The organism is Hafnia sp. CBA7124 (assembly GCF_002355555.1).
In the GTDB taxonomy this organism is placed as follows: Bacteria; Pseudomonadota; Gammaproteobacteria; order Enterobacterales; family Enterobacteriaceae; genus Hafnia; species Hafnia alvei.
This window is the reverse complement of record NZ_AP017469.1, coordinates 827538-848506: the sequence shown is the minus strand read 5'-3', so window position 1 is coordinate 848506 and position 20969 is coordinate 827538. Positions and strand designations below refer to the sequence as shown.

Here is a 20969-nt window from a genome sequence, read left to right as displayed (position 1 = left end):
GAACCGTTCAATCGTTATAAGGAACACCTCCTTGGAGCACGTCTCTACGGGTACACTGATTACCATTCTGGTAATTATGGTCATTGTCTCAGCCTATTTTTCTGCTTCAGAAACAGGGATGATGACACTCAACCGCTACCGCCTCCGCCATCTCTCCAAGCAGGGATCACGTTCCGCTCGTCGTGTTGAAAAACTACTTAAACATCCCGATCGCCTCATCAGTTTGGTGCTCATCGGCAACAACCTCGTCAATATTTTGGCCTCAGCCTTAGCAACTATTGTCGGTATCCGTTTGTATGGAAACGCAGGCGTAGCTATTGCAACCGGCGTTCTGACCTTCGTGGTGTTAGTGTTTGCCGAAGTGCTGCCAAAAACGTTTGCCGCGCTCAATCCCGAAAGAGTCGCTTTCCCAAGCAGTGTGTTATTGCTGCCGCTGCAAAAAATCATGATGCCGTTAGTTTGGTTTCTAAACGGCATTACACGCATTCTGCTGCGCATGTTTGGGATCCGAGCCACAGCGCATCCAAGCGATGCAGTGAGTAAAGATGAACTTCGGTCTATCGTGAACGAATCCAATTCACAGATTTCACGTCGTAATCAGGACATGCTGATTTCAGTTTTGGATCTTGAAAAAGTGACCGTCGACGACATTATGGTGCCGCGCAATGAAATCGTCGGTATTGATATCAATGATGACTGGAAATCAATCCTGCGCCAGCTGACGCATTCACCACACGGACGCATCGTCTTATACCGCGGCTCACTTGATGATTCGATTGGCATGCTGCGTGTGCGCGAAGCCTACCGCCTGATGATTGAAAAGAAAGAGTTCAATAAAGAGAACTTACTGCGTGCCGCTGACGAAATTTATTACATTCCAGAAAGTACTCATCTCAGCGTTCAACTGCTCAAATTCCAGCGTAACAAAGAAAAAATGGGCATCGTGGTGGATGAATACGGTGATATCAAAGGATTAGTTTCCGTTGAAGATATCCTCGAGGAAATTGTCGGCGACTTCACTACGTCGATGTCCCCCTCTTTGGCTGAAGAGGTTATGCCGCAAAGTGATGGCTCTGTGCTTGTCGATGGAACCGCCAATATTCGTGAGCTCAATAAGGCATTCAACTGGACGCTTCCAGCAGATGGTCCTCGCACCATGAACGGCATGCTGCTTGAAGAATTAGAAGATATTCCACTACCAGGCGCTCACGTCAACATTGGCCAATATCATATCCAAATCCTTGATGTGCAAGACAATATGATTAAACAGGTTCGCGTTTCGTCAGTGGCGCGTAAGAAAACCAATGAGGACAGCGAGCGCTATAGCTCGTAGCCCAATTCCCCCATTAAAAAAGGCGCATTCAGCGCCTTTTTTGTGTCTTGCGTTTAGAGAAAACGAGACTAGATATGCAGCTCGGCCAGTTTTTCTTTAGGCAGGGCGAGATCGTCGTTGTGGTTAACCCCAACACCTTTCTTTAGGATATGGCGAGCAATCTCATGCGCTTCCTGCAATGAGTGCATGGAATAGGTTCCGCACTGGTATTCATTAAGTTCAGGAATTTTACGCTGGTCAGTCACCTTCAGCACATCTTCCATAGCCGCTTTCCACGCATTAGCCACGCGAGACTCTTCAGGCGTACCAATCAAGCTCATGTAGAACCCGGTACGGCAGCCCATTGGAGAAATATCGATAATCTCCACGCCGTTACCGTTTAGATGATCGCGCATGAAACCGGCAAATAGATGTTCAAGAGTATGGATACCGCGCTCGGGCAAGATCTCTTGGTTCGGGTGACAAAAACGCAAATCGAAGACCGTGATGTTGTCGCCATGCGGGGTTTTCATATTTTTTGCTACACGCACCGCAGGCGCCGCCATACGCGTATGGTCTACAGTGAAGCTATCCAGTAGTGGCATTTCGTCACCTCCTCATAAAAAAAATGAATTTTTTTTCGGTTTTATGAAACCTTTTCTAACTCAGCGAGTCTGAATATATGAAAGACGCGCATTTGTTATCATCATCCCTGCTACAGAGATGCTATTTTGGCCACAGGTATTGTGGCCTTTTTCTTTTCTAGCGCCCAGCGTGTAAGTGCAGATACTCCTCAAACCCCATAGCACCCGGCATTGAATCCTGAGTTTCCATAGCGGCCTGACGTTTAATCGACGCTTCCACCTGCTGCTGCAACTGTTCTTCGGTTAATACTTCCAATGGCTCTGAGCTCAACTGTTCGCGATAACGTTCTGACAATTCACGACCAAATCCACCCACACCTTTTTCTTTCATCTGCTCCAGTACCTGAGCAGAATAGGTCAATGAAGCATCTTCGAAACAGGCTACCAGCTTAGTGCAAACCTGCTGATATTGCTTATTCCCATTGATACTATCTAATACTTCAGCAACGCGCTGCAAATCAGCAAACAACTCTTTACCGACTTTCGCAAGCGGCTGGCGCTCGGTATCACAGCCAATACCAATAGTTTGGCCAGGCTTACGCCCTTCAAGGATCACGCGATTCCAGTTTTTACGCGTACACAGCAGTTCATCACTGCTCATTTCAGGCGCATCAGCCAGTACACACCAAATCAAGAAAAGATCCAAGAAGCGTGACTGCTCAGCATTCACGCCGATAGCCGTAAATGGATTGATATCCAGAGAGCGCACTTCTATATATTCAATTCCGCCACGCAACAGCGCATCGGACGGTGACTCATCGCCTTTAGTCACTCGTTTTGGACGAATCGGCGCGTAGAGTTCATTTTCGATCTGCAAAACATTGGCATTGAGCTGGCGATAATGACCATCCACCTTCACACCAAGCTTAGCAAACTCAGGTGATGGCGTATGAATCGCTTTTTTCAACGCGGTGACATAATCAGGCAGGTTGTTGAACGTGATACCTAAATCGTTCTGCGATTTGTTGGTATAACCTAAATCACTCAAACGCAGCGAGGTTGCATAAGGCAGATATAGCATATGCCCATCACGCTCGAATGGAATATTGGTTTCACGACCGTTCAAGAACGATGAACAAATTGCCGGTGAGGCACCAAACAGATACGGGATCACCCAGCCAAAGCGATAATAGTTACGGATCAGGCGGAAATAGCCCGCGGAGATCTGCTCTTTACCACTTTCTGCATCTTCAACGCCAGCCCATGCGCGCCAAAAATCAATGGGCAGCGAGAAGTTATAGTGCACGCCAGAAATGGTTTGCATCAGCGCACCGTAGCGATTCTTCAAACCTTCGCGGTACAACGTTTTAAATCGACCAACGTTTGATGACCCATACTGTGCCAGTACAATATCTTCTTCTTTATTGATAAAGCACGGCATACTCATTGGCCACATACGCTCTGAGCCTAAATTACGCGCTACATAGCGATGAATATCCGTTAAGAAGGAAAGCATATGATCGATGCTGGGATCGACTGGAGTAATAAACTCCAGCAAAGACTCGGCAAAGTCAGTGGTTATCCAAGGATGAGTCAACGCTTTACCCAATATTTCTGGGTGACCAGAAGCGGCCAATTGGCCTTCAGGCGTTACACGAAGCGTTTCACGCTCAATTCCGCGTCGAATTCCGTTAAGGGCATCTGGATGCGACTCCAGCCAAGTCAGTGCTTTAGATACGTCCGGGATCAAGTCGACCTCCCGCTAATCAAATAATAACTGCCAGCATTCATGTTCTGCCGCTGAGCGTTTCCACTCTCGCTTATGACCACCATGACATACCCTGCAGCGTCAGCCATGCTAACACCACATAACGCACCGCTTTCCCGATACTGAGATAAAGCGCTACGGGTACCCACGGCATTCGCAGCCAACCTGCTAACACACAGAGTAAATCACCAATGATGGGCACCCAACTGAGCAACAATGTTACCGCGCCATAGCGTTGTAACCAGCGTAACGACAGCTGTAACCCCCGCTGCGGTTTCATGTCCGACAGCAGACGACCAATGATGACATTTGTTAATCCGCCCAGAATATTGCCAACAATCGCTGTCAGCACTAACCACCACGGAGAAACCTGCCCCGCTAACAGCAAGGCAGTTAAAACAATTTCTGAATTTCCCGGCAATAACGTCGCGCTAGTGAAACTACTGGCAAACATAGCGCCTAATGTCAGGAGAGAACTCATTACAACTTACGCACGTCAACCCACGCCATATTGGCGCTCTGAGCAGCTTGAATGCCAAAATCAGCATCTTCAAACACAACACAATCTTTAGGCGCTACGCCGATAAGCTCCGCGCAGCGTAAGAATGTATCTGGTTCTGGCTTATGCCGCTTAACATCATCGGCACCGACAATCGCTTGAAAACAATCACGCAATCCCAAATGGCGCAACAATGCATCTGCCATCCGGTGTTCACTTCCGGTTCCCACTGCCATCGGCCTTTTGCCTTTATAGGCTCGTACCACATCGATCAACGGAAGCGGCGTTACGCTATCCAGTAACATGGCTTCTACCGCAGCCGTTTTCAATGCAGCAAGATGATGTGGATCCATATCCGCTTGGTTATTTTCTATAATAACTTGGGCAATACGCCAAGTTGGGGAGCCATTCAGTGCCACCATCGCATGTTCGTCGTAAGTCATTCCATATTGGGAAAGCACCTGCCGCCAAGCCAGACGATGCGTAGGCTCGGTATCGAGTAAAGTGCCGTCCATATCAAAAATCAGTCCTTGAAAGCGATCGTACATTGATTGCAGCTCCGTAACGATGGTGAATATATGGAAGGTTACTTTAACGCAAAGCTATTACGTTGTCGCTCTGAGAGTTTCAGGGGGAATTAATTGAAAAGACAATGGATATGAGGAAAAATTCTGCCGAAAAATACTATGCACGGTGGATTTTAGATAAAAAAAAACCCCGTCAATGACGAGGTCTTAAGATGACATATCTGGGAGGTTATTCGGCGCAAGCGCCTCACTCTCTTAGTGTCATCAGTCTCTCTGACTATCATACGACAAGGTATGTTACCTCAGAGAAACCAAATATGGTGCACCCAGGAAGATGACTCAACGCGAACGTTTCGCCCTACGGGCCGTTGCTAAAGCAACGTTATCATCGTTTGTGCTACCGGCAACACTTAATCACTATGCAATTCAGCATTCGCGGTAAGTATTGTGAAATATGGTGCACCCAGGAAGATTCGAACTTCCGACCGCTCGGTTCGTAGCCGAGTACTCTATCCAGCTGAGCTATGGGTGCACAGGATACTGCTGATATTGCGACGCTGATAAATTTCTAGCACCACAATCAATAATGGTGCACCCAGGAAGATGACTCAACGCAAGCGTTTCGCCCTACGGGCCGTTGCTAAAGCAACGTTATCTTCCTTTGTGCTACCGGCAATACTTAGTCACTATGCAATTCTGCATTCGCCGTAAACATTGTGAAATATGGTGCACCCAGGAAGATTCGAACTTCCGACCGCTCGGTTCGTAGCCGAGTACTCTATCCAGCTGAGCTATGGGTGCACAGGATACTGCTGATATCGTAATGCTGATAAACCTAGCATCACAATCAATAATGGTGCACCCAGGAAGATTCGAACTTCCGACCGCTCGGTTCGTAGCCGAGTACTCTATCCAGCTGAGCTATGGGTGCACAGGATACTACTGATATCGTGACGCTGGTAAATCACTGCATCACAACAAAATATGGTGCACCCAGGAAGATTCGAACTTCCGACCGCTCGGTTCGTAGCCGAGTACTCTATCCAGCTGAGCTATGGGTGCAAAATGGCGGTGAGGCGGGGATTCGAACCCCGGATGCAGCTTTTGACCGCATACTCCCTTAGCAGGGGAGCGCCTTCAGCCTCTCGGCCACCTCACCTTACGCATATCTTTCGATGCGTGCTGACTAACTTTGTTTAAGCTCATCGGCACTGCGTGGCGCACATATTACTTTCTGGGGTTTATAAGTCAAACATTTTTTCGAGACTCTGATTCGTTTGTGTAAAACACAGACAAAAAGCGCGATTTTAAGGCAAGCTGTTGATTTAATAATCACGAAATCGGCATGTAGTGTGGCTAAAATCTAAAAATAGATAAGCAGAAAAAACGGAAAGAAGCAGCTAGGAAAGAGATAAAACGAAAGAAAGTCGAAAAATGAGGGTATAGCGAAGGGAGTTTAGAGTGCGAATGATCCGTTTAGCGTTAGCGCCCCGCAATAATACGAGGCGCTACACTAGGATTAGTAAGTCGTCTGTTGAGACTTTTCGGCCTGAATACGTTGGTAAATCTCTTCACGATGGACAGAAACCTCTTTCGGAGCATTTACACCGATGCGAACTTGGTTTCCTTTAACACCTAATACAGTGACCGTTACCTCATCACCAATCATGAGGGTTTCACCCACTCGACGAGTCAAAATTAGCATTCTTTGCTCCTTGAAAGATTAATTAGAGTCGGGTCTCTCAGCTTCCCCCGCCATTATCCATCATCTATTGTGAAAACGTAACCTATAACAAGTTCATAATGTGTAAGCAGATTAGGCTGGTCCACACTGTATGTACAAGTTTAGTCCAAAAGGTATACACCGTAGTAATTTTTATAACAAGTACGTTAACTAAAAAACAAAAAACGCCATACCTGACAATAAGATATGACGTTTGTTTTTTGAACTATCTTAAATTACAGCTTATCTGCAACCCAAGCTTCAACACCAGCCAGCGCCTGAGGTAATGCCGCGGCATCGCTACCACCCGCCATCGCCATGTCAGGACGTCCACCGCCTTTACCGCCAACCTGCTGAGCAACCATACCAATCAGCTCGCCCGCTTTCACTTTGCCAGTGAGGTCTTTGGTGACACCAGCAACTAAGCTGACTTTACCCTCAGCGGTCGTTGCCAGAACCACGACGCCAGAGCCAAGCTGATTCTTCAGCTCATCAACCATCGTGCGCAGCATTTTGGCTTCTACGTTATCCAGATGGCTTACCAGAAGCTTCACGCCTTTCACATCAACGGCTTTGCTGGAAAGTGATGCACTCTCCTGAGCAGCCTGCTGATCTTTAAGCTGTTGCAGCTCTTTTTCCAACTGGCGAGTTTTATCCATAACGGCACGGATTTTATCCGCAACGCTATGAGCATCACTCTTCACTAACGATGCAGCTTCACGTAAAGCGTCAGCGTCCTGATGCATAACCGCAATCGCACCTTCGCCTGTTACGGCTTCGATACGACGCACGCCAGCCGCGGTGCCCGCTTCAGAAGTGATACGGAACAAACCGATATCCCCAGTCTGACGCGCATGCGTACCGCCACACAGCTCGGTGGAGAAATCACCCATGCTTAATACACGAACGCTTTCATCGTATTTCTCACCAAACAATGCCATCGCGCCTTTCGCTTTTGCTTCATCGAGATCCATGATGTTGGTCTCGATTGGCAGATTGCGGCGAACCTGAGCGTTGACGATATCTTCAACCTGACGAATCTGTTCAGGTTTCATAGCTTCAAAATGAGAGAAATCGAAACGCAGGTTACGATCGCTCACCAATGAGCCTTTCTGGGAAACATGATCGCCCAGCACCTGACGCAAAGCAGCATGCAGTAAGTGCGTTGCAGAGTGGTTCAAACGAATACGGCTACGACGAGCTTCATCAATCGTCGCCTCAACGCTGCCACCCACCTTCAATGAACCCTGTGCTACTTTCCCCTGATGTCCAATCGCTTGGCCATACTTCTGAGTATCGGTTACAACAAAGCTCACGCCTTGCGCTGTCAGCTCGCCTTTATCGCCGACCTGACCGCCGGATTCAGCATAGAATGGGGTTTCGTTTAGAATAACCACACCTTCTTCGCCAGCGTTCAGAACGTCAACCGCCTGACCGTCACGGAACAATGCCGTCACGCTTGAACGCTGCTGGTTATGATCATAACCAGAGAACTTAGAGGCACCATCAACACGGATCATGCTGTTATAGTCTGCACCGAAGCCGCTAGATTCACGCGCACGACGGCGCTGCTCTTCCATTGCACGTTCAAAGCCAATCTCATCGACTTTCAAATTACGCTCACGGCAAACGTCAGCGGTCAAATCCAGTGGGAAACCGTAGGTATCGTACAGACGGAAAGCCGTATCACCATCCAGCGTATCGCCGGTCAGTTTTGATAGCTCATCATCCAACAACGCTAAACCGCGTTCTAGCGTACGAGCAAACTGTTCTTCTTCAGTTTTCAAAACCTGTTCAACCATCGACTGTTGGCGTTTCAGCTCATCAGCGGCGGAGCCCATCACATCAATCAGTGGGGCAACCAGCTTATAGAAGAAGGTCTCTTTTGCCCCCACCATATTTCCGTGGCGCACAGCACGACGGATAATACGACGCAGAACATAGCCACGGCCTTCGTTAGAAGGCAGTACGCCGTCAGAAACCAAGAACGCACAAGAACGAATATGGTCGGCAATAACACGCAGTGACTTGCTAGACAGATCGGTTGCACCGGTTACTTTTGCCGTTTCGGCAATCAGCGTGCGGAACAGGTCGATGTCATAGTTGGAATTCACGTGTTGCAGAACGGCCGCAATACGCTCCAATCCCATACCGGTATCAACAGATGGTTTTGGCAACGGCAGCATGGTGCCATCAGACTGACGGTTGAACTGCATGAAGACGATGTTCCAGATCTCAATATAGCGATCGCCATCTTCTTCAGCGCTTCCTGGAGGGCCACCCCAGATGTGGTCACCGTGATCGTAGAAAATCTCGGTGCATGGACCACAAGGACCGGTATCCCCCATTTGCCAGAAGTTATCTGAAGCAAAAGGAGCGCCCTTGTTGTCGCCAATGCGAATAATACGTTCGCGTGGCACGCCAACTTCGTCAGCCCAAATATTGAAGGCTTCATCGTCGGTTTCGTACACGGTCACCCACAGTTTTTCTTTTGGCAGGTTGAACCAGTTTTCACCGGTCAACAGCTCCCATGCAAACTGGATAGCGTCGTGCTTGAAATAGTCACCGAAGCTGAAGTTACCCAGCATTTCGAAAAATGTATGGTGACGTGCGGTATAACCGACGTTTTCTAAATCGTTATGTTTACCACCTGCACGCACACAACGTTGAGACGTTGTTGCACGGCTGTAGTTGCGTTTATCGATGCCGAGGAAAACATCCTTGAATTGGTTCATACCCGCATTGGTGAATAACAACGTAGGGTCGTTATTCGGAACCAGAGAACTACTCTCTACGATCTGGTGTCCTTTGCTATGGTAGAAATCGAGAAACGCTTGACGGATCTCAGCGGTACTCTTGCTCATAATTGTCCCGGAGTCAGGCTAAAAGAACTGTAGTGAACAGACCCTCTCGCAATTGACTGCAAGTCGGCCGCGCACAAACATAAAGTGGGAATAAGATAAATTTTCTTCACTGGGAAGTAAAATCCCGCGTGCATTCAATCCGACAAATTGGAGAAAACAGCGTAAATTTCTTCCTGAAAGAAGCCTCGGTACAATAAAAATCGCTGCACCTTCGCTTTTTCTTTCCATTCTTGGGGGAGAGTTTGACCAAACTTACGATGCGCAGTTTGTTTTGCTAATGCACTCCAATCAATATCTGACGACGCAAAAGCGTCATGGATAAGATCGCGAGCAATACCTTTCATGCCTAATTCTTGCTGAATTCGCTGTACGCCATAGCCTTTTTGGCTGCGCATCACGAGATATCGCTCAGCAAACCGACGATCGTCTAGCCAGTTATGCTCATGGCAATAAGCGATGGCTTGTTCAACGTCCTCTTCAGAAACGTCTTGCGCCGCAAGTTTGCGGCGCAATTCAGTTTCGCTGTGATCGCGTTGAGCAAGTAACCGCATCGCCCGATTCAGTGTTTCAGTCACTCAGTCGTTCCTCGAGGCGGTACTCTATACCCGCATTGCGGGTATATTCTCCAGCACGGCGCGTGATTACGCGTCGTCTTCCAACAGCTCTTCATCAGCTGAAGGCTTATGGTTTGCGTTCTCTGCGGCTGCGTGGCTCAACAACATTTCACGCAGTTTGGTATCTAACTCGGCACGAATAGCCGGGTTTTCCTGCAAGTATTTCATGGAGTTTGATTTACCCTGACCAATCTTGTCGCCGTTATAGGCATACCAAGCACCGGATTTATCAACCAGCTTATGCTTAACACCCAGATCGATCAGTTCGCTTTCTTTAGAAATACCCGCGCCGTAAAGGATCTGGAATTCAGCCTGACGGAATGGAGGTGCAACTTTGTTTTTAACCACTTTCACGCGTGTTTCGTTACCGACAACTTCATCGCCATCTTTAATCGCGCCGATACGACGGATATCTAAGCGAACAGAAGAGTAGAACTTCAGCGCATTCCCACCGGTGGTGGTTTCTGGGTTACCAAACATGACGCCGATTTTCATACGGATCTGGTTGATAAAGATAACCAAGCAGTTCGCGTTCTTGATATTAGCGGTCAGTTTACGCAGCGCCTGAGACATCAGACGCGCTTGCAAGCCGACATGGGAATCGCCCATCTCGCCTTCAATTTCTGCTTTTGGCGTCAGTGCAGCAACGGAGTCCACAACGATAACGTCAACCGCGCCTGAACGCACCAGAGCATCACAAATTTCTAATGCCTGTTCGCCGGTATCTGGCTGAGAGATCAGCAAATCATCAACCTGCACACCTAACTTACCGGCGTAGATTGGGTCCAGCGCATGCTCAGCATCGATGAACGCACAAGTTTTGCCCGCAGCCTGTGCACTGGCAATAACCGACAGCGTCAGCGTAGTTTTACCGGAAGATTCTGGCCCGAAGATTTCAACCACACGGCCCATCGGCAAACCACCAATGCCCAGAGCAACGTCCAGACTCAGAGAACCTGTAGATACAGAATCAATATCCAACGTCTGGGTATCACCAAGACGCATAATGGAACCTTTACCGAACTGCTTTTCAATCTGGCCTAACGCAGCGGCTAGAGCCCTTTGTTTGTTCTCGTCCATCTGTTACTCCATGCATAGCGAACCTGAAATTGGTGTTGATTATACTGTATAGTCATACAGTATCAAGTATGTTCAGAGAAATTTTTCAATTAGAACACACAGAGCAAATTCTGCCGCCAGTTGGCGTACCTGAAGACGCCCGCCAGGGAAATATTGACGAATAGAATATGTACGTCCATCTTTAGCCGCAAAACCAAACCACACGGTACCAGCAGGTTTAGCTGCCGAACCGCCGTCTGGCCCCGCAATGCCGCTAACTGAAACCGCAAAATCTGCGCTTGCAGCCCGGAGTGCGCCCTGTGCCATTTCATTCACAACGGCTTCACTGACGGCGCCATATAATCGCAACGATTCCAGAGTAACCCCCAGCATTTCATGCTTGGCCTGATTACTGTATGTCACATAACCGCGTTCAAAATAAGCGGAGCTCCCACTGATATCAGTAATCACTTTGGCGATTAATCCCCCCGTGCAAGATTCCGCACAGGTTAACGTGGCGCCTTTTTCCTTTAGGCGAGCTCCCAACGTCGCGCTCAATTCAAGTAACACATCATCCGTCATGTATTCTTCCTATGTACGGTGAGAATCGGCTTTTGATGTTAGCACTTTCTTTTAGATGATGTGCTCTGATATGTCGCCGTCGAAAATCAGAAATGCGAAATGGATTCCAAGATAATAAAAAATGCTCATCACTATGAGCAACATTGGGCTGCAACGTTGTGGTGGTGCTGGTAGATCTCTGGGATAGATTTAGAAAATAGACGTTTATTAGATAAATCGAGGGAGAGAGGATGACGACTGCTATATAGCATAGTAACGCCTCCCTATTGCAGGGAGGCGATAAGATGAAAGCTAGTTATTCTGGAACACGCTGCCTTGGCGAGCAGCCTGACCAACGGCTTCACCTAGCTGCCACACCGCCATCGCATAGTGGGTACTATGGTTGTAGCGGGTAATCGTGTAGAAATTCGGTAGACCGTACCAATATTGGTAGCCAGTGCCCATATCAAGACGCAACAGGCTCGCCTGTTGGTATCCATCTAGCGAACTTTGAGGGCTTAGACCAGCTTCTGCCAGCGCAGTAATGGAGTAGTTAGTTTTAAAGCCATTTTCAAGCGTTGGAGCTTGCCCATTGGCCGGTACCGCCACTTTTTTACCTGATTGCCAACCGTGCGCCTTAAAGTAATTAGCCACGCTGCCGATGGCATCTTCAGGATCCCACAAGTTGATATGACCGTCGCCGTTGAAATCAACCGCATAGCTCTTAAATGAGGACGGCATAAATTGACCATACCCCATCGCCCCTGCAAATGACCCCTTCAGGTTCAACGGATCGTCGCCCTCTTCACGCGCCATTAATAAAAAGGTTTCTAACTCACCAGAGAAATATTCAGCACGGCGCGGATAGGCGAACGACAGAGTTGCCAAGGCGTCAATAATGCGGGTTTTCCCCATGACGCGTCCCCAGCGGGTTTCAACGCCAATAATGCCCACTATAATTTCTGGTGGCACACCGTATACCTGCTGAGCACGCTGCAAGGCATTCTGATATTGATTCCAGAACACAACCCCATTTTGTACGTTATCAGGAGTAATAAACTTGCCGCGATAGCGCAGCCAAGCACCGTTAGGCCCCGCAGGCGGGCGCGTAGTCGGTGCTTGTCTATCCATCAATTTGAGCACGTAATCCAAACGTTTGGTCTGCGCCAACACATCGTGCAACTGCTGACGATCAAAGCCATGCTCGCTGACCATTTTGTCTACAAAACGATTCATCGCGGGATCGTAGGCAAAATCCCCCATCTGCACTTGGCCCGAGTGGGAAGGATCCAGTAAAAAACCGCCCTTGGCCGTTTGTGGCGTAGTTTCAGTCACGTCGTTAGAGGGTTTTGGCTTGCTGCTACAGGCAGATAGCAAGACAACAATAGGCAGGAGCGCAGCTAGATAACGCATCGAATATCCATCGCAATGCAAGAAAAAGTGACCGATATGTTAGCGCGTTGTCTAGGGAGTGAAAACTGGAATCTCATCCAGCGATACTAAACAGACGTAAAACATAGACCACCATAATTAATGTTTTTTATACCCTCTCACGCCTGAACATAAGACCTCACAAAATATAATTAACATTGAGAAAAATCTTATTTTTCAAAACAGTACAGAACAATAAACTGATTTAACGCTTATTTACGAAATGCTATACCATTAAATCCTTCAGTTATATATTATTTCCATTGATAATAGATATAAGCTATAAATGACCTACGCTCATCCATGGAACGGAGGACTTATAGCCACTATGAAAACATCTAATTATTTACTTAACGGTTGGCTACGCCAGTAAAATCAATTTATTCATAAGAATATAGCCAATTTCCTGCTGTGCTCATGCGCGGTACGATTTTTTACACACTAATTACCACCACTATGAAGCTGTTCACTGGCAATCGGGGGATGCCATTAGTCGGTGTTAACGAGGTGAATATGTTAGATGACATAAGTTATAAAATTAATGACCTAATTTTATTTACACCAGCCACCAGCGCTTTATCTTTTGTGAAACAACCGGATATTGAGCCCATTCTTATATCCAATATCACTAAGCGACTATTATTACTGCTACTTACTCACCAAGGTGAAGTCGTTAGTAGAAATCTACTATTTCAGAAGGTATGGGATAATTATGGTTTAATATCCAGCGATAGTAATTTAAATCAATGCGTTAGCAAGTTACGTCGTTTAATAAAAAGCATGGGGCTAGATGAAGAGTTCATCACAACCGCGCCTAAAATGGGTTTTATGCTGCGTAGCGAAATACAAATTGAAGCAGAGAAGTGTGAGCAAGATGAAAATAATTCTCAGCAAGAACCGTCAATTGCTGAGAGAACGCATAGTCCTCCAGTTCAACCAATAGAAACATCCAGTTTACAAAAAAAAATCAGCGGCAGGCGCAAAAAATGGCTGTTATTGGTAGGCATCGCGCTAGTCGTTGTAATTCTTATTGCGACGTTATCCATTTACTATCTATCCATAAGTAAAGAAATTTACATTGGTAAAGTCGGTGAGTGCAAAACGTTTATTGCGGATAACTCCCTCTATAGCCCTATCACCGAGGATGCTCGCAATAACATATTGGAATTCCTAAAGGCAAAAGATGTTAGTTGCAAACCTGACGACTATATTTTGGTCAATCGAAGCAATAGAGTAAGCAGCTATATTTCTGACATATCGAGAATCTTTGTTGTTAAATGCAAAATTTTGCGTGAAAACAAAATAGAAATATGTGAAAGCATCACTAATGAAAGGTCCCTTTAGATAAATTAAGTTATCTTTAACTTTTCCAATGCCCGTAATTCCTTCGGGCATTTTTATTCCTACGACCGTCACCACTTAAAAAGCTAAATTCACATTAAAAGGCTTATCACATCAAGTTCCCGTCAATTAACCCCCACAACAAAACAAAACTTAAAACTTAATAAAGATTAATATAAATAAACAACAAGAATAAAAAACTGTAATAACACATATTGACAGTTTAAAATTCCAATTAATTTTTATTGAGTTAGGATGAAGACATAAAACTAAGGGTTATTGATGATTCTACTTACACGGATGGTTTCTCTGGTTAGAGGCATTCCTGAATGGAAGAAGAAGGGAGAATAATTATGAAGCAAGTACGCCCGTTAAAAATATCAATGCTTGCCAGCTGTATTTCAGCTGCGCTGATTGCCTTTTCTATTCCAGCCTATTCGCTGCCGGTCTCATCGTTACCAGACGACATTCGAGCAAAAATCCCCAACGCAGCAAACACAGAATATAATGCCGTCGCGGGCAGCCCTAACTACGTCTATATCTGGGCTAATGAACCCGTGAGAGTCTATGGCGATGACGTGACGCTAAATGGCCCCGGAGGCGAAGCTTTCAAACACACTGTCATGATCAACAATAATACTCAGACAGGTGCCAGCATCGGGGTTATTTTTGGCGATAATTTCACGGCAACTTCTGACGGTACCGACTACGACACCATCCGTACTCACGGTAATGCGAGCACACCTGATAACCCTATGTTCGTCATTATTGGCGATAACGCCAAAATTTATGCCAAAGGGTCATCTGGCGACGCTATCAACACTGGCTATACATCCTATAGTTTTACAAACGGCACTGGCGGGCTTGGTTCAGCGAATGTTTATGTGGGCAAAAATGCGCATATTGAAACATGGGGTCGCTCTGGGCACGGAATATCCGTATCAGCCTTTAGAGACGGAACGCTTGCCGCAAACAACGTAACCGTTGGCGATGGTGCAACAATCATCAGCCATGGCGATAGTTCCAACGCTATCCGTACCGCTCAATCAGGATCCAGCATTAAAATCGGCAATGATGCTCAACTTAGCACCTTCGGCAGCAGCGCTTACTCTGCTTATGCGACATCATCCAGCCAAATAGAATTAGGTAAAAATGCCCTACTCAGTACCGAAGGCACCTCGGCTCACGCACTTTATGCTACCAGCTCAGCAAAAATTCTGGTTGATGACGGCATGACCATTACGACTATAGGGAGTAAAGCATCTGGCATTTATAGTTTCAATAAGGGCGAAGTGACAGGTGGCAGCAATAATACAATTACAACAAGCAATACTGATGCCTACGGTATCTATAGCTATTACGATGGCAACGTAGCGTTAGGCCAGACCAACATCATAACCTCAGGCAATGCGGCCTATGGTATCTATGCATATTCAGGTAAAGCCGCTATAGGTGGTGCGTCATCTATCATTACAAACGGTGATGGCGCACACGGTGTATATGCACGTTTATATAATGCTCGATATACATCACCAGAGGTGACGCTGGGCGATGGCTCGTCTATTCAGGTGAATAGCGCCAATGCAACTCACGGAATTTACAGCACGACAGCTGGCCTCGTCACTTTAGAGGGCGGGCTCAATGTGGCCACCGCAGGTCGTCAAACTGACGGTAGCTACGCACTCTATGCAGCCGGAGGCACCATCGATGGCTCCACCGGCGGTAAATATAATATTGACGGTGACATCAACGCAGAAGGCACGGGCAGCCTTATCGATTTGAACCTAACCGACGGTTCAGTTTGGAACGGTGCAGCCTATCAAAGCAGCCTCGGTGAAAGCCGCGTAGCACTGACCAATGCCTCATGGAATATGGACGGCGACTCCTCGGTGAGTGCGCTCACGCTAAATACAGGCAGCCAAATCAACTTTGCCCACAGCGATGCAGATCCAACATTCAAAACTTTAACCGTCACGGGCAACTACCACGGCGATGGCGGCCTATTGGTTATGAATACCCAGTTAGGCGATGATAACTCCCCGACCGACAAACTCATTGTTACCGGTGATACCACTGGCTCCACTTATGTTGCGGTGAATAACGCGGGCGGCATAGGCGCACTGACCACCAACGGGATTAAACTCATTGAAGTTCAAGGTGATTCTAGCGGCCAATTCGTTCAGCAAGGGCGTATTGTCGCAGGCCTGTATGACTATTATTTACAGCGTGGTGATTCGTCTTACACGCCGCCAACCGCTTATGATCCAACGCAGTCAGCGCTAAATGACTGGTATTTGATTTCCAAACTTCCGCCTGAAGAGCCTGAGCCTCCGGTCGTTGAACCACCTGAAGAGCCTGAGCCTCCGGTCGTTGAACCGCCTGAAGAGCCTGAGCCTCCGGTTGTTGAACCGCCTGAAGAGCCTGAGCCTCCGGTTGTTGAACCACCTGAAGAGCCTGAGCCTCCGGTCGTTGAACCACCTGAAGAGCCTGAGCCTCCGGTTGTTGAACCGCCTGAAGAGCCTGAGCCTCCGGTTGTTGAACCACCTGAAGAGCCTGAGCCTCCGGTCGTTGAACCGCCTGAAGAGCCTGAGCCTCCGGTTGTTGAACCGCCTGAAGAGCCTGAGCCTCCGGTTGTTGAACCACCTGAAGAGCCCGAGCCTCCGGTTGTTGAACCACCTGAAGAGCCCGAGCCTCCGGTTGTTGAACCACCTGAAGAGCCCGAGCCTCCGGTTGTTGAACCGCCTGAAGAGCCCGAGCCTCCGGTTGTTGAACCGCCTGAAGAGCCCGAGCCTCCGGTTGTTGAACCGCCTGAAGAGCCCGAGCCTCCGGTTGTTGACCCTAAAGAACCTGAACCACCGGTAGTCCCCAACAAGCCGAAAGATCTGGTCGTACGCCCTGAGGCGGGTAGCTACATTGCTAACCATGCAGCAGGAAATACTTTATTCACGACCCGATTGCACGATCGCTTAGGGGAAACCCAATATACCGACGTATTAACCGGTGAAGAAAAAGTGACCAGCATGTGGCTACGCCAGATCGGTGGGCGTAATAACTTTAAAGACAGCAGTGGGCAATTGAAAACCAGCACCAACCGCTACGTTATGCAATTAGGCGGTGATATCGCGCAGTGGAGTACGGATGGTTTGGATCGTTGGCACCTTGGCCTGATGGCTGGCTATGCCAACGCGAAAAGTCATACCCACTCGAATAAATCACGCCATGACTCGCGTTCAAGCATTGATGGCTATTCCGTCGGCGCTTACGGTACTTGGTATAACAACGATGCAGATAAGACAGGACTCTATGTTGATACCTGGTTGCTGTACAACTGGTTTAAAAACTCGGTAAACGGTGATGATTTACCATCAGAATCCTATGATTCTAGCGGTTTCACCGGATCTGTGGAAAGTGGATATACCTTCAAAGTGCGTGAAAGCGAACGCCGCAAAGTGTTTATTCAGCCTAAAGCACTGCTAACGTGGATGGGTGTCAAAGCGGATCGTCACATTGAAAGAAACGGCACCCGAGTAGACAGCACGGGCAACAACAATCTGCAAACCCGACTTGGCGTTCGGGCCTATATGCAGGGCAATGCAACGCAGGATGACAATAAAGATCGTACTTTCGAACCCTTCGCTGAGGTTAACTGGATCCATAATACCCAGCGGTTCGGCGTAGAGATGAATAATGTCAAACTGTCCCAAGACGGTGCACGCAACATTGGTGAGGTCAAAGTCGGTATTGAAGGGCAATTCAGTCAACGCACCAGCGGCTGGATAAATATTGCCCAGCAAATTGGCGATGCCGGCTATAACGATACGTCTGGGATGTTAGGGATTAAATATAGCTTCTAAGCCTTGTTCCTAAGTCCCTAGTTGAAGACACAGCCCACCTGTATGGTGGGCTTTTTTTATCTGTAAACCAGCACACCTATTGCATACCAAACTTGCGAAGCACTTCCAGATATTAACTATGTCAGTTTGCAGATCCCTACGTTAGTATAGTGCCCTAAAAAATCGTTCTGGATGACTGCTTCTCCAAACGATTTCGTGATGCTTAAACAGAATCTAAAAAATCACGACAATCTTAAAATTCAATATATTAGATATAGAAATTCTATGAGCGACATGACAAACCTAGACTCACACACCCCCATGATGCAGCAGTACTTAAAACTGAAAGCACAGCATCCTGATATCCTGCTGTTCTATCGCATGGGTGACTTCTACGAGCTATTTTATGATGATGCCAAACGCGCCTCTCAGCTCATGGATATTTCGCTAACTAAGCGCGGTGCCTCTGCCGGAGAGCCGATTCCCATGGCCGGTATTCCGCATCATGCCGTTGAAAACTATCTCGCAAAGCTGGTACAGCTAGGTGAATCCGTCGCTATTTGTGAACAAATTGGCGATCCGGCAACCACCAAAGGGCCTGTCGAACGCAAAGTGGTTCGTATCGTCACGCCGGGTACCATCAGCGATGAAGCGCTGCTTAAAGAGCGTCAGGATAACCTACTAGCCGCAATCTGGCAGGATGCGCGCGGCTTTGGCTTTGCGACTCTCGATATTAGCTCTGGCCGTTTTCGCGTTGCCGAACCAGCCGATCTCGAAACCATGGCCGCAGAACTCCAGCGTACTAATCCGGCAGAGCTGCTTTACCCCGAAGATTTTGGCTCTATGCCGTTGATTGAAAACCGCCGTGGCCTGCGTCGCCGTCCGCTTTGGGAATTTGAGTTAGACACCGCTCGGCAACAGCTGAACCTCCAGTTTGGTACCCGCGATCTCAATGGCTTCGGCGTAGAGCAATCTACACAGGCGCTGCGTGCGGCTGGCTGTTTGCTGCAATATGTGAAGGATACGCAGCGAACCACGCTGCCTCACATTCGTGGTATTACCATCGAGCGCCAGCAAGACGGCATTATTATGGATGCCGCTACCCGCCGAAATTTAGAGCTCACACAGAACCTATCGGGCGGGGTTGAAAATACGCTGGCCGCTATTTTGGATTGCACCGTCACACCAATGGGCAGCCGTATGCTCAAACGCTGGGTGCATATGCCGAGCCGCGATCACAAAGCGCTCAATAATCGTCAACAGGCTATCGAAGCCCTTCAGCCTCTGGTTGAAGATCTTCAACCGCTACTGCGTCAGGTCGGCGATCTTGAGCGAATTCTTGCGCGTTTAGCTCTGCGTACCGCTCGCCCACGTGACCTTGCGCGCATGCGCTATGCATTCCAGCAGCTACCTGAAATTCAGGCACTCATCGGCGACCATGCTACGCCTCACATTGCGACGCTGGCGAAAAATTCCGGTCAGTTTGATGAGCTGAAAGAATTGCTGGAAAGAGCGGTGGTAGAAACGCCTCCCGTTCTGGTTCGCGACGGTGGGGTCATCGCGCCGGGCTACAATGAAGAGCTAGACGAATGGCGCGCGCTAGCCGATGGAGCTACCGACTATCTCGATCGTTTAGAAATTCGCGAACGCGAAAAACTCGGTTTAGACACCTTGAAAGTTGGTTTCAACGGCGTGCATGGCTATTACATTCAGGTCAGCCGTGGCCAAAGCCATTTAGTCCCGATTCACTATGTCCGTCGCCAGACCTTAAAAAATGCAGAACGCTATATCATCCCTGAATTAAAAGAGTATGAAGACAAAGTTCTGACATCAAAAAGCAAAGCATTGGCGCTAGAAAAGCGTCTCTATGAAGAACTGTTCGACATGCTGTTACCGCATCTGGCCGATCTACAGCAAAGCGCCAACGCGCTGGCCGAACTGGATGTGTTGAGCAATTTGGCCGAACGCGCTGAAACGCTAAACTATGTCCGTCCAGAGCTCAGCGATAAGCCCGGAATTAAAATTGTTGGCGGACGCCATCCCGTCGTTGAGCAAGTGCTCAAAGAACCTTTCATTGCTAACCCGCTGTCACTTTCCCCACAGCGCCGCATGCTAGTGATCACTGGCCCGAATATGGGCGGTAAAAGCACCTATATGCGTCAAGCCGCGCTCATTGTGCTGATGGCGCACATTGGTAGTTTTGTTCCCGCAGAAAAAGCCGTGATTGGGCCTGTCGACCGTATATTCACCCGCGTGGGCGCAGCCGACGATTTGGCCTCTGGCCGTTCCACCTTCATGGTTGAGATGACCGAAACCGCCAATATCTTGCATAACGCCACGGAAAACAGTCTGGTGCTGATGGATGAAATTGGTCGCGGGACATCAACCTATGACGGCTTATCGCTGGCATGGGCCTGTGCCGAGAATCTTGCCAGCCGCATCAAGGCCATGACGTTATTCGCCACGCATTACTTCGAATTAACCACGCTGCCCGAAAAACTGGAAGGCGTGTACAACGTCCATCTCGATGCCCTTGAGCATGGTGACACCATTGCCTTTATGCACAGCGTACAAGATGGCGCGGCCAGTAAAAGCTATGGCCTTGCGGTTGCCGCACTGGCGGGCGTTCCTCGGGATGTCATTAAGCGTGCAAGACAAAAACTCAAAGAGCTGGAAACCTTGTCATCGCAAACCGGCAATAGCCAAATTGACGGATCACAGCTTCAGCTTCTGGCTGAACCTGAAGCCTCTCCTGCCGTAGAAGCTCTGGAAACGCTCGATCCCGATACACTTACGCCGCGGCAGGCATTGGATTGGCTCTATCGCCTAAAAGGCATGGTTTAAACTCTAAAC

General features: G+C 48.1%; 14 protein-coding genes and 5 tRNA genes. 4 read left to right on the top strand and 15 right to left on the bottom strand.

Annotated features, from left to right (window positions below; genetic code table 11):
* The first annotated feature begins 31 nt into the window (after positions 1-31).
* Entirely contained in the window at positions 32-1333 is a 1302-nt protein-coding gene (locus CPY98_RS03965) for an HlyC/CorC family transporter (protein WP_025801543.1), read from the top strand.
* Between the two features lie 68 nt (positions 1334-1401).
* Here the strand turns inward: CPY98_RS03965 and luxS are convergent, their stop codons facing one another.
* The 15 genes from luxS to mltB form a co-directional block, all read right to left on the bottom strand.
* Positions 1402-1917, bottom strand: a complete 516-nt coding sequence (gene luxS / locus CPY98_RS03960) for an S-ribosylhomocysteine lyase (protein ID WP_096386437.1) — start codon at positions 1915-1917, stop codon at positions 1402-1404.
* Positions 1918-2074: 157 nt separating this feature from the next.
* On the bottom strand, positions 2075-3646 hold the full coding sequence (gshA, locus tag CPY98_RS03955) for a glutamate--cysteine ligase (RefSeq protein WP_040047203.1): 1572 nt from the start codon (positions 3644-3646) through the stop codon (positions 2075-2077).
* A gap of 70 nt (positions 3647-3716) precedes the next feature.
* Positions 3717-4145 (bottom strand): YqaA family protein, encoded by a 429-nt coding sequence (locus tag CPY98_RS03950; RefSeq protein WP_043491080.1) that lies wholly within the window; start codon positions 4143-4145, stop codon positions 3717-3719.
* Positions 4145-4711 carry a fructose-1-phosphate/6-phosphogluconate phosphatase gene (gene yqaB / locus CPY98_RS03945; protein ID WP_025801547.1) on the bottom strand — a complete coding sequence of 189 codons (567 nt, stop codon included), beginning with the start codon at positions 4709-4711 and terminating at the stop codon, positions 4145-4147. The genes CPY98_RS03950 and yqaB overlap by 1 nt, the downstream gene beginning before the upstream one ends.
* Before the next feature lie 434 nt (positions 4712-5145).
* A tRNA-Arg gene (locus CPY98_RS03940) sits at positions 5146-5222 on the bottom strand.
* Positions 5223-5414: 192 nt separating this feature from the next.
* Positions 5415-5491 (bottom strand) — tRNA-Arg (locus CPY98_RS03935).
* 53 nt (positions 5492-5544) lie between these two features.
* Positions 5545-5621, bottom strand: a tRNA-Arg gene (locus CPY98_RS03930).
* A gap of 54 nt (positions 5622-5675) precedes the next feature.
* Positions 5676-5752 (bottom strand) — tRNA-Arg (locus CPY98_RS03925).
* Between the two features lie 4 nt (positions 5753-5756).
* Positions 5757-5849: transfer RNA gene (locus tag CPY98_RS03920), tRNA-Ser, on the bottom strand.
* A 360-nt stretch (positions 5850-6209) separates the two neighbouring features.
* Positions 6210-6395: a carbon storage regulator CsrA gene (gene csrA, locus CPY98_RS03915; RefSeq protein ID WP_004091602.1), complete on the bottom strand. Its 186-nt coding sequence runs from the start codon at positions 6393-6395 to the stop codon at positions 6210-6212.
* Positions 6396-6649: 254 nt separating this feature from the next.
* On the bottom strand, positions 6650-9277 hold the full coding sequence (alaS, locus tag CPY98_RS03910; RefSeq protein WP_043491077.1) for an alanine--tRNA ligase: 2628 nt from the start codon (positions 9275-9277) through the stop codon (positions 6650-6652).
* A gap of 134 nt (positions 9278-9411) precedes the next feature.
* Positions 9412-9852 (bottom strand): recombination regulator RecX, encoded by a 441-nt coding sequence (gene recX, locus CPY98_RS03905; RefSeq protein WP_025801549.1) that lies wholly within the window; start codon positions 9850-9852, stop codon positions 9412-9414.
* Positions 9853-9918: 66 nt separating this feature from the next.
* On the bottom strand, positions 9919-10971 hold the full coding sequence (gene recA / locus CPY98_RS03900; protein ID WP_025801550.1) for a recombinase RecA: 1053 nt from the start codon (positions 10969-10971) through the stop codon (positions 9919-9921).
* Between the two features lie 72 nt (positions 10972-11043).
* Positions 11044-11532, bottom strand: coding sequence for a nicotinamide-nucleotide amidase (pncC, locus tag CPY98_RS03895; RefSeq protein WP_043491073.1), 489 nt, complete (start codon positions 11530-11532; stop codon positions 11044-11046).
* Positions 11533-11823: 291 nt separating this feature from the next.
* On the bottom strand, positions 11824-12924 hold the full coding sequence (gene mltB / locus CPY98_RS03890) for a lytic murein transglycosylase B (RefSeq protein ID WP_025801552.1): 1101 nt from the start codon (positions 12922-12924) through the stop codon (positions 11824-11826).
* Between the two features lie 435 nt (positions 12925-13359).
* Between mltB and CPY98_RS03885 the strand changes: the two genes are divergently transcribed.
* The 3 genes from CPY98_RS03885 to mutS all read left to right on the top strand — a co-directional run bounded on the left by CPY98_RS03885 (position 13360) and on the right by mutS (position 20960).
* A complete protein-coding gene (locus CPY98_RS03885; protein ID WP_096386435.1) occupies positions 13360-14286 on the top strand; it encodes a winged helix-turn-helix domain-containing protein in 927 nt (308 codons plus the stop codon).
* A 350-nt stretch (positions 14287-14636) separates the two neighbouring features.
* Positions 14637-18137, top strand: a complete 3501-nt coding sequence (locus tag CPY98_RS03880) for an autotransporter outer membrane beta-barrel domain-containing protein (RefSeq protein ID WP_157743835.1) — start codon at positions 14637-14639, stop codon at positions 18135-18137.
* Positions 18138-18401: 264 nt separating this feature from the next.
* Positions 18402-20960, top strand: coding sequence for a DNA mismatch repair protein MutS (gene mutS, locus CPY98_RS03875; protein ID WP_096386430.1), 2559 nt, complete (start codon positions 18402-18404; stop codon positions 20958-20960).
* Positions 20961-20969: the final 9 nt, after the last annotated feature.

Coding starts and splice junctions, on each gene's coding strand:
- CPY98_RS03950 (WP_043491080.1), bottom strand. CDS start 4,145: ATGAGTTCTCTCCTGACATTAGGCGCTATGTTTGCCAGTAGTTTCACT.
- CPY98_RS03880 (WP_157743835.1), top strand. CDS start 14,637: ATGAAGCAAGTACGCCCGTTAAAAATATCAATGCTTGCCAGCTGTATT.
- alaS (WP_043491077.1), bottom strand. CDS start 9,277: ATGAGCAAGAGTACCGCTGAGATCCGTCAAGCGTTTCTCGATTTCTAC.
- pncC (WP_043491073.1), bottom strand. CDS start 11,532: ATGACGGATGATGTGTTACTTGAATTGAGCGCGACGTTGGGAGCTCGC.
- CPY98_RS03885 (WP_096386435.1), top strand. CDS start 13,360: ATGCGCGGTACGATTTTTTACACACTAATTACCACCACTATGAAGCTG.
- recA (WP_025801550.1), bottom strand. CDS start 10,971: ATGGACGAGAACAAACAAAGGGCTCTAGCCGCTGCGTTAGGCCAGATT.
- luxS (WP_096386437.1), bottom strand. CDS start 1,917: ATGCCACTACTGGATAGCTTCACTGTAGACCATACGCGTATGGCGGCG.
- csrA (WP_004091602.1), bottom strand. CDS start 6,395: ATGCTAATTTTGACTCGTCGAGTGGGTGAAACCCTCATGATTGGTGAT.
- yqaB (WP_025801547.1), bottom strand. CDS start 4,711: ATGTACGATCGCTTTCAAGGACTGATTTTTGATATGGACGGCACTTTA.
- mutS (WP_096386430.1), top strand. CDS start 18,402: ATGAGCGACATGACAAACCTAGACTCACACACCCCCATGATGCAGCAG.
- mltB (WP_025801552.1), bottom strand. CDS start 12,924: ATGCGTTATCTAGCTGCGCTCCTGCCTATTGTTGTCTTGCTATCTGCC.